A 14,649-nucleotide genomic window follows, 5' to 3' on the forward strand; every position below is an offset into this window, starting at 1 on the left:
AATTAAACGTCAATCAGAGGCTGGCCAACATACATCTGGAGAATCTGACTTTGTACTTTGATCGCACGAATTAAGACCCAGATTTGATCCGGCGAGAACTTGCGGGGATCGGAATGGGCTAATTCGTCCAATTCATCTGTCATAGCAGCGTGCTGGTCGGTCGCCGCCTGGAGCCTAAGCCCCATTTCCTGCCACGCTGTTGTCAGGATCTTATCATCGTCGAGTTCTGCGAGGTTTTCGACACAGTTGGACAATAGCAGACATAGACGTGCAACATCACGCGGCTCTGCGTTAGGTTGCATGCGTTCGATGCGGCTGGCAAGTTCCTGGCAAGACATGCTCATGACAGACCTACATTGCGTTACGACAAGACGACTGAGAAGAGGATTGTGAGCTGAGCAGGATCCGCCATTCGAATCGACATTCAGCCAAACAATCGTAGCTCACTTTCGACGCCACTCGTTGGTCTTGAGCTATTTCGGGGTTCTTCCCAGCACTTTTCGATATCGGTCGGTCAACTTATCGGCATAATCGTCAATGCCGAATCGTTCGATTCGTTGCCTTGCGTTCCGCCCCAATAATTGCCGAAGTTCTGGCGATCGGTAAAGTTCTCCGATCGACTTTGCTATCGCGAAAGGATTGTCTACAGGGACAAGAATCGCTTCGTCCCTAGGAAACATCTCGTTCGTTCCACCCACTTGCGTGGCGATTATGGGCAAGCCCGTCGCCGCCGCTTCGAGCAACACTCTTCCCCATGGCTCCTGCCGAGCGGCATGCACCAAGACATCCGATTGGCGAAGTATTTCCGGCGTGTTATTAGTCCGCCCACGAAAATGAATGTGCGGCTCCAGACGATTCGCCTCAACGAATCGATAGAGATCAGCCTCGTACTCATGGGCTTCTTCTTTGGTAGAGTGACGTTCGCCGTACAGATCGAGCGAAACATTTGCTCCATGCTCAATGGCTAATCGCACGCCGTCGAGCAGGACGTCGATCCCTTTGCGCATGACGAGTTGTCCAATGTAGACGAGCCGGAGAACGTCTGATTCACCGCGTTCCTTTGAAGGCGCAAACTCTTTCAGATCTACTCCATTGTGCAGCACGCAAGATTTTCCAATCGCCATCCCTTGCGCCACATGAAAGTCACGCGTTGCTGTCGAAACGCAGTAAATCTCGTCCAACATCGAAATGTCGGCAATGACGCGCTTGTTCAGCTTAATGATATCTCGCAGATGACCAACAAACTTCACATCAACAGCTCGCTGGACAGGCCCCAGAATTCTGGAAACGGACAAGCTATTCGCGTGGACTATATCCGCTTGCCAAGCTGGAATAGTCTTCGCGAGCTCATTCCGAAGCAATTCAAGCGGTTTTCGTTTTCCGGTGCTGTCTACCCAAGTAAACGGAATCTGCTTAATACCAAGCTGACTCAACTGAGCAGAAAGAGCCGTATGAGGCGGGCAGACGACAGCCACGTCAAAACCACGGCTCTGGATAGCACAGAGCCCGCTGAGCATGGAGTTTTCACCGCCATAGATCGTCCCGTATTCGCAGAGATAGACGATCCTAGGCATTGTCGTGAGCAAACCGAAATGAAGAGAACGCTTATAGCAATCCGTAGTCGGTCAACACTTGCGAAAGACGCTTTTCGCCATTCTCGCACAATGGTGTCATCGGTAGACGCAATTCTCCCGAATCGCGGCCAAGCATCTTCATGGCAGCTTTGATCGGAATCGGATTAGTTGACAATCCAAGCATCTCACGGCACAGCGTAAAGAGCTTGAAGTGCATCTTCTGAGCTTCCGCGAAGTCACCTTCCGCGGCTGCTTTAACCAGATTCAACATGTCGCCAGGAACAATATTACCGACCACGGAAATGACACCTTCGCCGCCGATCGACATCAACGGAAGCGTCATGCTATCGTCACCGCTCAACAGCGTCAGATCTGTGAGTTCGAGAACTTGCGATGCTTGATCCATAGATCCGGTCGCTTCCTTGACCAACTGGATCTTTTCCAACTCACTTAAACGAGCGATTGTTTCCGGCTCGATATTCTTGCCTGTGCGTCCAGGAATGTTGTACACACAGATTGGAATGCTGGAATCTTCCGCTAAAGCCTTGAAGTGTTGATAGAACCCTTCTTGGGTAGGCTTGTTGTAGTAAGGAGCAACTACTAACGCCGCATCTGCACCTTCGGCGGCTGCCCAGCGAGTCAGCTTAAGTGCTTCGTGAGTGCTATTCGATCCCGTGCCAGGCATAACCTTTGCACGTCCGCCGACTGTCTCGATAACCGCACTAATAACGCGTTCGTGTTCGTCATGCGATAGGGTCGGTGATTCCCCGGTTGTACCCACCGGACAAAGGCAATTCACCCCAGCTTCAATCTGGAATTCGACTTGTTGTTTCAGCAAGTCGTAGTCCACCAAGTCTCCCTTAAAAGGAGTCGTGATTGCTACCGAAACACCTGCGAAATCACTGCCTTTGCGTGCCATGCCGAACACCAAATGATTAAGAACTTCTCAACGAACGACCGAATGTCTAGTACAGACCGGCCTATAATACGATACGCCTGTTGTTTTTGCCAGTGCCGCCTAAGGGCAGATCAGCCGTTTCATTTCGGCGACGGCATCTCGGAAACCTACAAAAACGGCCCGAGAAACAATGCTGTGGCCAATATTCAGCTCGGCCATTTCGGGAATCTGGGCAATCGGCTGAACATTCGTATAAGTAAGCCCATGACCAGCTAGAAGCTGCATCCCGGCTTTATGAATCTGTTCGCCAGCCAGTGATAACCGGGCCAGTTCCTTCTGCTGATCTTTGCCACAAGTCAGCGCATATTGTCCGGTGTGCAATTCGACCGCATCCACTTTCAACTTAGCTGCCATGTCGATCTGGGAAGGCTCTGGATCCAGGAAAAGGCTTACGGAAATGCCTGCCTCGCGAAACTGCTCGATTGCCTTCGAGATCGAAGCTTCGTGAGTGACAACATCCAAACCCCCTTCCGTGGTAACTTCTTCACGTTTCTCAGGCACTAGAGTCACCTGGTCAGGCTTAACCTTACAAGCAATTGAAACGACATCGGCCTCGGCCGCGAGTTCGAGGTTCAACTTAACTTTTACGGTCTGCCGCATCACTTCCAAATCACGGTCTTGGATATGCCGACGGTCTTCACGCAAGTGCAACGTAATACAATCCGCTCCCCCTAGTTCGGCGAGTGCGGCGGCCCAAACAGGGTCAGGTTCGTTGGTCTTACGAGCTTGCCGAATCGTGGCAACGTGATCGATGTTCACACCCAGATGAGGCATGGATGAAAGATCCTTTCAATTACGAATCAACCGTTATGTTATGCCCACTCCAACTGGGCACCATGATTGTTCGGTTCCGCTATTTCCAATTGCAATTCATTCTCAGAATACCGCTCTCGCAGGAGAGCGCAAAGTGCTTCGGCCTGCCTGGCATCTTCACATATTCCAAAAATGGTCGGTCCCCAAGAACTCTGTCCGACACCGGTGATTCCAAAGCTTCGCATTCGCTGGACAATATCGGTGCAAGTCAGGTTCGCGTAGCGGCCTCCTTGTAGCTCCGAATAACAGTCACCGGCCAGGCAACCGTATTCGTAGACCGCTTCTCCGAATCGGTCGCAGTCGCTTGTTTGAAGCGCTGGAATCATTTCGCCTTCGACCATTTCTCGTAAACGTTCCGTCGTTGGCTCCGGAACACTTTCGAGTTGGCGAAAACCTTCTTCCTCATCCTCGCCGTGGCGTCCCTGAATCGCATGCTGCGTCGCCAGCACGAATCGCCATTCTTCTGGCAGTGAACCACGAAACGCCAAACGTGGAAAGCTATCGTCGCGATGTCCTGTCTCGAATAGGAAACCACCCTCCAGAAATCCATAGCAGCCAATGGCCGAACGCTTGGCACGATCGACACTGCTTGCCAACGTGGACAAATCAGGCAGTGGAAAGTCCGCAAGTTTCGACAACAATGTGGCAACGGCTAGACCTAGCTGCGTTCCACATCCTAGCCCCACGTGGTCTCGAAGTTGCCCTCTCGTAGCGAGTCGAACCGCAGGTAGCTTCAGTCCCGAGTATGCCTGCCATTGTCGCGCAAATGAATCGACCCGATCCGTCAGCGGTCCGATAACGCAAAAGCTATCTGCCCGATTGGCAAAAACCTCTAAACCGGGCCGATCAATCATCACGCCGACACCACCGAAAGATGAGTCTTCGGCGTGAAACGCCAGCAGACCAAAATGCAGCCGCGCACCGACCGCTACTTTCGCCAACAAAGGCGCATCAAGGGCAGGCTGAGGTGAAGGTTTGAAAAGAGACATCACTTAAGTTTAGCGATGTCCTACCTTCCCGACGATTCCCCGTGGCCGTTTCTCCGCTCGGCAATTGTCGCTTTTAGGAATTTCCAGGCCCGAAGTTCCGCTTCCGCACCGGTCTTCTCAACCCATGATTGCATTGTTTCAATAGCTTGATCGATCTCTTGCGAAGAAAGCAAGTGAATCCTGGTGGCAATGATTGCCAACTCTAGAATCGCATTTTTAGCACGATTAAGTCCCGAAAATTCGCGCACTTTGCCCGACTTTTGGACACGGCAAGACAGCGAAGCCCGATCGCCTTCTGTCTGAATTTGAACTGCTTCCAGTTGATACCATCGACAACAATTTTGAAGCGCGTGAAATCCCCTGTCGCCGGTTACGAGAAATTCAGGAGCGTGCTTCAAATCTCCAACGGCAGCCTGCGCGATCATTTCGACATCGTCCGTGACATGAAATGTGCCTCGCCTGGTACGTAGTAGGTTCTCATAGGTTTTAGAACCAGGGAACGGCCGCAAGAGAAGTGAAGCAAACTCGCCTTCGACTTTCGGCCCCATCGGAGCAACGTTGACGGATCCGTCTACATTTTCGGTCGTCAGAATTCCTTCGATGATGGGCCAGCGTGGCTGACTCATAGTTCCTGACTCCAATAATGGTCTTCCAACGATACGTCGCTTGCTGGGCGGCCAATCTTGGGCATTGCTACGTTGGTATCTAAAAAGGAAGAGATGCCGGCGAGCAGCAAAAAGTTCCTCAACATGGCATAACCATGTTCTGTCAGTACCGACTCGGGATGAAACTGGACCCCGATGATGGGAAGCGTTTTGTGGCTGACGGCCATCACCGTACCATCTTCGGATTCGGCAGCGACTTGTAGCTGAGCTGGAAGCGATTCTCGCTCGGCAACCAAGGAGTGGTACCGCCCAACTTCCATTGGTGAAGGAAGCGCTTGAAACACTCCGCTTCCATTATGCGTAATCGATGAGGCTCTTCCGTGCATCGGAGTAGTGGCACGAATGATCTTGCCTCCTAAGACATCGACAATTGCCTGATGTCCTAGACAAACTCCCAATATAGGAAACGAATCGCCTAACTCTCGGACGACTTCGCGGCAGACGCCAGACTCGGCAGGGGTGCATGGTCCCGGAGATAGAACAATCGCCGAAGGACGAAGCTGGCGAATGTCATCAATTCCCAACGAGTCATTCCGGCGTACGATCGTCTCCTGTCCCAATTGGCGAAAATACCTCGCCAGGTTGTGCACAAAGCTATCGTAGTTGTCGATGACTAAAATCATTCACCAAGCACCGCGTGTAAAAGTCCAAGTGCTTTATGCCACGTCTCTTCATATTCTCGCAAGGGGTCAGAATCCGCGACAATTCCACCACCGACAGGAAACTGCCACCAGCCGCCTGATGCTACGATCGTGCGAATTAAAATATTCCAGTCGATCGAGCCATTGAATCCCATGTATCCGAGCGAACCGCAATAAGGCCCCCGAGCCGTTGGCTCTAGCTCGGAAATGATCTCCATAGCACGAATCTTTGGTGCTCCCGTGATCGATCCACCAGGAAAGATGGCCGCGAGAATCTCCTTAATGCCTACGTTGTCTGAGAGCTTACCGATGATGATAGAAACCAGATGCTGAACGGTTTGGTACGTTTCTAATCCGCAAAGACTGGTGACTTCCACACTCTCTGGATCGCAGATTCTGGAAAGATCATTCCGCAGTAAATCAACAATCATGACATTTTCGGCGCGATCTTTTTGACTGCGAACCAATTCGTCCGCCCAAAACATGTCTAGTTCTGGCCGTCCACTGCGTTGCCTGGTTCCTTTAATAGGACGCGTTTCAATCTGACGATCACGGACTGAAATGAATCGCTCCGGCGACGCCGAAACGATTTGCCCCATCCCAAAATCGTAGTACCCCGCAAATGGAGCAGGGTTCTTCTCTCTTAACTTCATATACAACGCGATCGATGACGACTTTTCCTCGACAATTAACCGCTGAGACAGATTTACCTGAAAGATGTCGCCGGCATGAATGTAGTCCACCGACTTCTTAACCGCGGCCAAGTAGTCTTCTTTGGCGAAGTTACTCATGACGCCAGGGCACTCGGGGCAAGCAAAGCAGGGCGCTAAATCAGTTGGAGGGATTACGCGTCCCGCTCCTGACTGTTCTTGAACAGGAGACGCTTCGGATCGTTTCAGAAGAGCAACGAATTCCTCTGCACGCTGCTTTGCTCGAACGTTTCGCTTCTCCGGCTCTACGTCAGGATAACCGGTAGAGATTAGCCAAGCTTTGTTCAGGAGGTGGTCCCACGCCAGTACGCAGTCATAGATCCCAAAGGATAACAACGGCAGGTTGAATTCGTTGAAATCTGTCTCAGGCACGACCTCAAACGTTCGATTCAAGTCGTACGAAAAATAACCCGCCATACCGCCTTGAAAAGGAGGCAAATCATCAATCTTGCCAAGACGATAAGAATCTTCGAGCGCAGCCAATTGAGATAGCGCCGCTTCGACTTGAGTAGGCCCGGCTTGAACGGTGTCGACCGGATCTGCCATTAAGAAACTGTACCGTCCCACAGTTTCGTCAGGCCGAGCACTATCAAGCCACAACACATGCGGCAGGGATGCCAGCTTCGGAAATACATTTTCCGGCCTAAGCGACGAGTCGAGCGACAAGACGTAGGGCTTTCCCAATACCGATCGCCTAGGAGTCATTGTCTGATTCCTTTCGGCGCTCGCGCGAAGGACGATCTTTATGCAGCTTGATTCGGTGAGATTGCTCCTGATGAGTGAGATACCCCCAGTCGAGTGCTTCGTCCTGGCGATACTGCTTTCCCAAGTGCATCGCCGTCATCGCTTTGCAGAGCTCGAACCCAAGGTAAAACGCGTGCGACGGACTTAAGTTTGAGGGATTCGTCGCATCCAATTTTTCAAATAGCGAGAAAGGGTCGGTATCCTTCAAATGCAAACCGCTGCTGATCAAGTGAAGCATTTCCTGAGCCACAAACATGCGGTAGTTCTGATCTTTCAACTCATCAGATAACCGGAGCAGTTCTTCCTCGCGCGGTTCCGCAACTTTCGGATCTCTCAGTGTGACCAATTTGGGTTCAATTCGTTTTGGCAACGTTCGATGTTCAAGCGCGTAGTGCATGAGCCGTCGAGCCAAGTCACATTCTCGGACGCTCGATCTTGCCCAATTGATCACCTGCGTCGTTAAGACACTACGGATTCCCAGCTCTTGGCAAATTCCCAACAACATGACGTTTATGCCGGCAGAATCAGCATCCGTCAATTCGGTTAGATTTCCGATCCCCATCATTATTTCAGCATCGGGGTACCGACGTCGGGTCTCGAAATATCGAACGACGCTTTCCGTGAACCCAAAGGAGATCGGCTCCAAGATCGGATCAAGTCGGAACGGGACATTTCTTTGCACCAAGTAATTAATGGTTTCGTCAAAGCCTTCCAGCGTTTTGGGATCGTCCGGAATGACGACCACTTCGCTTCCCCAATCGGCCGCGTGCTCACGATTGCTGGAATTGACGGAAAGTACCAACGTCGCTCCTGCTTTCACCGCGGGGGCGATCTCTTTAGGTTCCAGACTGTCGACTGAAACCTGAAACCCCTCATCGACAAGGGCTTTGACACAATCTGCAACGCCTGACCAAACGTTGCCTGGATCGCACCCTACATCGATTCGATCCGCTCCGGCCGCTTGCAGAAGCCTGGCTTCCGCGAGAATCTCTTGTAAAGAAAAGCTTGGAGCATGATTGATCTCGGCAATGATTTCGACATCGTACTCTCCATAGTCATCCGCCAGCGTCGGCTGATCGAACCAATCTGGCAATTGCCTCAGATCTTTGGGGCCCAAATGCACTGGCACATTGGCAACTTCTTCAATTAAAGAAAGATCCCCACGACAATAACCGGTAACCATTACCTCCGTTGCTTCCGGGGGAACTTCTAGTCGCCTGGCAATCCACTCTGCAGTCATCAAAGCGGCGACAGTGATATTGAGTACTTGGACAGAGTATCGGAAGTCTGCGCGTGGCGCAAGTTCTGCTAAGACGTTTCTTAGAGACGACTCAGCCAATTTCCCGGTGACGAAATGAATATGGCGATGTGCCATTCTTTTCTCAAGACTCCTGAGAAGTACGGGGAGCTTGGCCACCGTGGTTAAAGCCACCGTTTACCGGAATGATTTGACCATTGATAAAACGAGCTGCAGGAGATGCGAGGAATCCGATCGTTGCAGCGATATCTTGAGGATTACCCCAGGTTCGAAGGAGTGCTTCACTCTTCGCTCGCGTCTGCCAATACTCCGACGTATTTTCTCCCCACGCCGTTTGGATCCAACCTGGTGCCACACAGTTCACGCGGACTTGCGGTGCGAGCGACTTTGCAAGACTTTTCGAGAATGCCATGATGGCACCCTTCGAAACGGCAAACATTTCTCCGCTGTCGCCTTCCATTCCATGTTCGGCCTGATCCCAGCCGATATTGATGATATTGCTTCCTGGCACACTACGCATCATGTTGCCAAGGTTTCGGGAGATACGCATCGTCGAGACGACGTCGACTCGGTAAACGAGCTCCAGCTTTTCCTCGAATGATAGCTGTGAGTTCGCACCAGTCAGGACATCGACGCCAGCATTATTCACCAAAATGTCCAGCGACTTATTCCAATCCCATGCTTGCTGGCAAAACCGATCTTGCTGGGCAGGATCAATGAAATCTTCGATGAACAGCTCTACAGAAACCTCAGGATTAATTCCCTGAGCCATATTGGCAGTTTCCCGCAGCCCGTGATCATTACTTCGGGTGTGAAGGACCAACGAGGCTCCCTGGCTTGCCAATTGGAGTGCGACGGCTCGGCCAATTCCACTGGCAGCCCCAGTGACTGCAGCCACTTTACCGTGCAGCTTAAAATCGTTCGTGGCTTTCTGGGGGGCGGTTGGCATACTCAATCATTCCCGAATTTGACCTCGCTAACTCTCTGCATTGTATATTGTCGATAGACAATGCGGGATGCCGGCTGAACATCAGTCAGCAGATTCCAGTCTGCGTTTTGCGGAATTACCTCTCTGAACGCTCCCCAACAGGCAACAACAACCATCATGGCGGACAACACATTTCGACAAATCAGTACGACTGCGTTCGTCTTTCGTGGATACAACGTGACGAACTTAGGACGCAGTTCCGAGCTTCTTAACCATCCAAGATTTGGAGGATATGTTACTCATCGCTTGAGAGAGTGTGGACAAATTGCTTCGGAGGTTTTAGATCGTCCTGTTGATTTACTAAACCGCGTAGTTCGATCCCAAGAGACCGGTCTTTCCAGCTATGCCGACGCCATTGCTTTGATCATGGCCGTAGAAATGGCTCACGTCGATATTCTGGAGAAGGAATTTGATGTTCATCTAGCCAGCGCACAGTACCTTATGGGGTATAGCTTGGGTGAACTCACCGCGCTTGTTGCGGCTCGATGCTTGTCGCTCGAAGACGCACTGACGATCCCTCTAGCGTTGTCGAGCGATATTGCCAAACTCGCACCAGATTGTACGTTGGCAGTCGTCTTTTGTCGGAAGTCGACGCTCAGTGCTTCCACCGTGCATCGCATTTGTCAGCAAATTAATGCCGAGGGAAATGGGTTGATCGGGATTTCGGCTGTACTTTCTCCGAACTCCGTGATCGTGATCGGCGAAGGCAACACACCGTCGCGGCTTCATCAACGACTGGAAGAGATCATCTCGGATCGCGTTCATTTGAAAAAGAACCCTCACAAATGGCCGCCAATGCATACACCGATCGTTTGGCGAGAACACATTAATTCGCGAGCATCGCTATTGATGAGCGAGATGAAAAGCGGCTTCACGCCCCCTAAGCCGCCAGTCCTTTCTTTAGTCACCGGAGCGTGTAGCTACACCGACTCCAACGTTCGAGAAATCATTTGCCAGTGGGTTGATAAACCGCAAAACCTTTGGCAAGCCGTTTACCATACGCTTAGCAGCGGGACAGAGAATATTGTGCATTTAGGACCAGAGCCTAACATCATCCCAGCTACCTACAGTAGGCTCGCAGAAAATGTGGAAGCTCAAGTCAAAGGAAGCATAAGCACGAGAGCACTTTCGACACTGGTCTATCGCCCCTGGCTACAAGCATTGATCGGCGAGCGAGCCTATCTCTTAAGAGCCCCCACCATCAAGCAGATGAACCTGGAAGACTGGCTTCTCGACGAATGTACCTAATCCTTAGTAGGCACTCGGTAACAAACCGCTTCTTCCGCATTACGCACGAGAAGCAAGTCACCGTACATGCACAGTGGATTCCACGTCGGCGCGATGCCGGATAGAGCTTTGATTCTCGAGAATTCCTGATACTCATCTGACTCCGTATCGACGGCGGCCAACTCACCCTCTTCCCCCATCACCAACAAAGTATTACCGACGAGCAGCACTTGCCCATGTCCGAACCCTCGTTCGCGCCATTCAGGTCGCTTTGCCTCTAGCTTTACTTTTTCCAGGATTCCATCATTCAGCCCGAAGATATCATCGCCGGCGATCGCCACATTCGTGAACTTGGTCTTCAACACACGTGAATTATCCCACAGGACAGCGGTTTCGAAGCCATCTCCATTCGCAGTTACTTGAAACATCCGCGCGCCTTGTCCGTATCCTTTGGAAACAAAGAAACGGTTGTTTCCAAGTGAATGCACTTGGGAACATGTCGCGTTGCCATGCGAGCTTCCAGGCCATTCCAGCGCCCAAAGCTCGTCTCCCGTTGACGGATCGTGCCCGGTGATGTTGGCTTCGTTGATGCTGACGATCTGATCTTTTCCGTCAACTTGAACAACGCTTGGCGAGGCGTAGCTGATTTGCTCGTGACCGCCAAGCCAGACTTTTTCGCCAGTTGCGGCATCGAATGCGACAAGCGAAGCCATAGCCTCACGATCGTTTACATCAGCTCCCCCGGCCGGAATGATCACAATTTTTCGATCTTCCAGCTCATACCCAAGAGGACTGTTCGCTCGTCCCCAAGCGATGTTGGCCGATTCAACCTCAGGTGAAACGCCAAACATTTCCTTGAGATCATGCTGCCAAATGACTTCGCCTGTTTGTCGATTGAGGCAGCGGAAGATGCCTGTCGCACCGGAAGCATAAACCTTCCCGTCGAAGAGCAGGGGAGTACACCGGGGCCCGACATATCCCATGACGGTGTAGTGCCGTGCATCGACGCCGGATCCCCAAATCGGTTCTCCGGTCTTCATGTCGTAGCACGTCACCAGCTCTTCACTGTCACGCTGCTCCATTGTGTAGATACGACCATCGAGCGCAGCGAAGCCTGACCATCCAGCACCGATTGGAATCCGCCAGAGTTCCTCAAGCGGAAACTTTGTCCAGTCTGTTTGAATGGTTGGCCCCGGCAATCGATTATTTCGGTCCGGCCCCAGAAATTGAGGAAACGCCTTGGGATCTTCTTCAACGGTCAGTCCGGCGACGTCGTTATCTGATGTCTCAGTTGCTGAAAATGCATCCAACTTTTGATCGGGCGCCTTACCAAATCGATATCCAAAGCGTGGAATCATTTCGCCTGAGACACCCTGGATTTTAAAAACGGCGAAGAATGCTCCGACAGCGATCACGATAATGGTCAAAGGAACGAAACGCACGCGGCCAGACCAACTGCTACGGAAGGTGAACCACATCAAGGGAATGAAGCAGAAAAAGAACCCGCCGATTAACGCCATCAAGTTGCATATTGCAGGGTCACGGAGAAACCAAATCGTATCGTAGGCAGCGGCTAGTGGCCCATCACCCAAGATTCTCCCAAAGAATCCGACGACACCAATCAGCAAAAATACACCAGCCAACATCCATGTCCGCGGAGGTGGGAAATAATGCACGGATGTCGTTTGAGCAGCTTCTTTATCGGGTGCTGAAGAGTCCTGGGATCGATCGTTTGTCATCATCGTCTCACTGAAACAAGAAGTCCGCCTACGGTCAAGATTTAGTATAGCGGTTCTCAGCAAATGCGAACTGCCGGTCTGAAAGCAATTCTCCGCAACCATCGTTAAAGCGCATAAAAATGGGAAAGCAGTTTGCTTTCCCATTCGCCAAGTTTGCGCGTAATATGCGCCAACTAATGTCCAACTGTGATTCCCCAGTGCACTCCCGGGCGATGGTGGTAATGGCGACGATGATGCCAATGTGGACCACAATAGGGATACGGTCCATAGTGATGCTCTTCGACGATCACACGCTCACGAACCGGCGGGGCCTGAGCCACTTCGATGGGCGGATTCTGCAGTGCATTGATTACCCGATCGCTAACGCCATTGTTTTTAAGGTAAATCAGATCGGGAGCGGCTGGAACTTGTGCCACCCCATGGCGACGAATATGCGTCGTAATGACATCGTCGCTTAGTCCTGCTTTACTCATCGCGATGACGTCGTCAAACGTCGTCTGCCCTTCCAATCGGCGGCCAAGTCGTTGCTGGAAAAGGGCTTGGTTCCGCGCCTCAACTTCATCCATATTAGCACCGACAGCTGAACCAGCGGTGGCACCGACCAGACCGCCAATAATTGCTCCCCCAGCCGTGTGACCGGAAGCACTTCCAATGGCAGCCCCGGCTAACGCGCCTGTTCCAGCACCCACCAGGCCTAGCTGGTCTTGGTGATACGGTGAACGACAGCCCAGCGAAGCCGCCGATAAGATCAATACAGATAAAATGAATGGCGCAACGATGCGCATGACTTCCTCCTTGAACGACAGCGTGTTTATTACGTATCGTCCAAGGCAATCGCCAGGCGCTACTCAAAAACACGTCGCGGAATCATGCCAACTTCAATCAATCGGGTCAATCCAGATTGCCAGCACGCTAGCACTCGCCATTAAGAAGACTTTTCGGCTTCGTATTGTGCCCATTTCCGAAATGCATTGTCTCGCTGCTCTTCGGCAGTGAAACCAATGGAGCGAATGCTATAGAGAAAATTGGGATCGTTCGTAATTCTCGGAAAACCATAATCCTTCGGGTCTTCCCCAGATAGATGCAGCACACCAACCAACGCGACATCACGGAGTTGGGTCTTGAATTGATCGCCTTGGACCGAGTGAAGAGAGACCTCGGTTTTATCGTCCAAATATTCCTTCAGTTGATCGATATCTTCTTTGCCTCCCAGCTTCGCAATCGCCAAGATTGCATACATCATTTGCTGATTGGCATTGATCGCACCAAACTGTCCGAAACCGTTTTGGTAAGCAGGACTCGCTCGTTGCTCCAGCATTTGCTTAGCCACGATCTTTCCACTGGAAATACCTTCCCGCAAACAAGTCGACAAAACGATAAACCGCATCTCATCGGTGAAACGCCCAGCTTCTAAATTCGTCTCCAACCATCGGTCGAAAACACTTAAGAGCGGGGCGCTCCTTTCTGGGTCTTGCAGCGATTCCGTCAGTTGCGGCGTCGCTACAAGCAACTTCATCTGCTCCATCGTCGTCGGTGTAATTCGAATTTCTTCGAACGATGTCGCATGCATGATCGCCGCAGCACTACCCTCCGTTACTTGCGACTGCCGTGGACCGTACATTTCTTCGCGCAGCTTATTGGCACGTTGAAACAAAAGATAGTCGATCAATTGCGGCTGTGTTTCGAGTGTCGCGATCGTATCCCACTCACTTTTCAGCATCTCTACGTAAAGCTTTCGCGTCGGCAGCCCATCGCCGTGACGCTTTTTAAACTGTTCCCACCCCATCAGTTGAACATTCTCGTCCATCGCGAGAAAGCGTTCAAAATTCTCTCTTCGAATGCTTCGGCTGAGCTGTTGATACAGCGTGGCTGCTCTGAGGCGGACCTCCAAATCAGGCGATCGACGAGCATCGTTTAGAAGAGGGAGAATATCTGCACCACGTTGCAGGATCTCGGCTTCCGCTTCTTCACGAACCGCGTACTCTTGTGCCCCTAAGTCGCTGACAAGCAATTCATTCGAGCGTGCTTCAGATTCCGAGTTGCCACCTGTTTGCGCTTCATCCGCGCAAACAAATCCCCCCATCAACAAACAAGCGGCAAGGGATACCCCAAGCCGAAAGCGGTGGCCGAGCGGTGGCAGCAACGATTTATCGGGCAAAGTGATAGGCTCCCAGCCTTTTGGGTGGAATGAGACAGGCAGGCTAACATCCATATTGTAGTGGTAGATCTAGTAATTCGTCCACGAATAGTTGCTCGAAATGGATAACATCGTCCCTAATCCCTGTCTCAAAAACAAGTTGTGCCGACTCTCTTAAGCGATTGTATTCCGTGTAACGTCTTTGA

General features: G+C 51.5%; 14 protein-coding genes. 1 reads left to right on the forward strand and 13 read right to left on the reverse strand.

Annotation, left to right across the window (positions count from 1 at the left end; translation table 11 throughout):
- Positions 1-2 precede the first annotated feature (2 nt).
- The 10 genes from LA756_RS05075 to LA756_RS05120 form a co-directional block, all read right to left on the reverse strand.
- Positions 3-344, reverse strand: a complete 342-nt coding sequence (locus LA756_RS05075; protein ID WP_224438792.1) for a hypothetical protein — start codon at positions 342-344, stop codon at positions 3-5.
- Between the two features lie 129 nt (positions 345-473).
- The gene (locus LA756_RS05080) at positions 474-1,574 is read right to left on the reverse strand and encodes a glycosyltransferase family 4 protein (RefSeq protein ID WP_224438793.1); all 1,101 of its coding nucleotides are present in this window, start codon (positions 1,572-1,574) and stop codon (positions 474-476) included.
- A gap of 31 nt (positions 1,575-1,605) precedes the next feature.
- Positions 1,606-2,493 (reverse strand): 4-hydroxy-tetrahydrodipicolinate synthase, encoded by an 888-nt coding sequence (gene dapA / locus LA756_RS05085; protein ID WP_224438794.1) that lies wholly within the window; start codon positions 2,491-2,493, stop codon positions 1,606-1,608.
- A gap of 99 nt (positions 2,494-2,592) precedes the next feature.
- On the reverse strand, positions 2,593-3,306 hold the full coding sequence (locus LA756_RS05090) for a pyridoxine 5'-phosphate synthase (protein WP_224438795.1): 714 nt from the start codon (positions 3,304-3,306) through the stop codon (positions 2,593-2,595).
- 38 nt (positions 3,307-3,344) lie between these two features.
- A complete protein-coding gene (locus LA756_RS05095; RefSeq protein WP_224438796.1) occupies positions 3,345-4,334 on the reverse strand; it encodes a hypothetical protein in 990 nt (329 codons plus the stop codon).
- Between the two features lie 20 nt (positions 4,335-4,354).
- On the reverse strand, positions 4,355-4,882 hold the full coding sequence (locus tag LA756_RS05100) for a DUF447 domain-containing protein (RefSeq protein ID WP_261362090.1): 528 nt from the start codon (positions 4,880-4,882) through the stop codon (positions 4,355-4,357).
- Between the two features lie 74 nt (positions 4,883-4,956).
- The gene (locus tag LA756_RS05105; RefSeq protein WP_224438798.1) at positions 4,957-5,622 is read right to left on the reverse strand and encodes an aminodeoxychorismate/anthranilate synthase component II; all 666 of its coding nucleotides are present in this window, start codon (positions 5,620-5,622) and stop codon (positions 4,957-4,959) included.
- Positions 5,619-7,055, reverse strand: coding sequence for an aminodeoxychorismate synthase component I (gene pabB / locus LA756_RS05110; RefSeq protein WP_224438799.1), 1,437 nt, complete (start codon positions 7,053-7,055; stop codon positions 5,619-5,621). Before pabB ends, LA756_RS05105 begins: the two co-directional genes overlap by 4 nt.
- Positions 7,045-8,469 (reverse strand): DUF6513 domain-containing protein, encoded by a 1,425-nt coding sequence (locus LA756_RS05115; RefSeq protein WP_224438800.1) that lies wholly within the window; start codon positions 8,467-8,469, stop codon positions 7,045-7,047. The genes pabB and LA756_RS05115 overlap by 11 nt, the downstream gene beginning before the upstream one ends.
- A gap of 7 nt (positions 8,470-8,476) precedes the next feature.
- On the reverse strand, positions 8,477-9,301 hold the full coding sequence (locus tag LA756_RS05120; protein WP_224438801.1) for an SDR family NAD(P)-dependent oxidoreductase: 825 nt from the start codon (positions 9,299-9,301) through the stop codon (positions 8,477-8,479).
- Positions 9,302-9,457: 156 nt separating this feature from the next.
- Between LA756_RS05120 and LA756_RS05125 the strand changes: the two genes are divergently transcribed.
- Entirely contained in the window at positions 9,458-10,588 is a 1,131-nt protein-coding gene (locus tag LA756_RS05125; RefSeq protein ID WP_224438802.1) for a hypothetical protein, read from the forward strand.
- Here LA756_RS05125 and LA756_RS05130 read toward each other — a convergent pair.
- The 3 genes from LA756_RS05130 to LA756_RS05140 form a co-directional block, all read right to left on the reverse strand.
- Positions 10,585-12,309, reverse strand: coding sequence for a PQQ-binding-like beta-propeller repeat protein (locus LA756_RS05130; protein ID WP_224438803.1), 1,725 nt, complete (start codon positions 12,307-12,309; stop codon positions 10,585-10,587). The genes LA756_RS05125 and LA756_RS05130 overlap by 4 nt on opposite strands.
- A 170-nt stretch (positions 12,310-12,479) precedes the next feature.
- Positions 12,480-13,091 carry a glycine zipper domain-containing protein gene (locus LA756_RS05135; protein WP_224438804.1) on the reverse strand — a complete coding sequence of 204 codons (612 nt, stop codon included), beginning with the start codon at positions 13,089-13,091 and terminating at the stop codon, positions 12,480-12,482.
- A 140-nt stretch (positions 13,092-13,231) separates the two neighbouring features.
- Positions 13,232-14,464, reverse strand: a complete 1,233-nt coding sequence (locus LA756_RS05140) for a hypothetical protein (protein ID WP_224438805.1) — start codon at positions 14,462-14,464, stop codon at positions 13,232-13,234.
- Between the last annotated feature and the right edge of the window lie 185 nt (positions 14,465-14,649).

Source organism: Bremerella sp. TYQ1, from assembly GCF_020150455.1.
GTDB classification, from domain to species: Bacteria; Planctomycetota; Planctomycetia; order Pirellulales; family Pirellulaceae; genus Bremerella; species Bremerella volcania_A.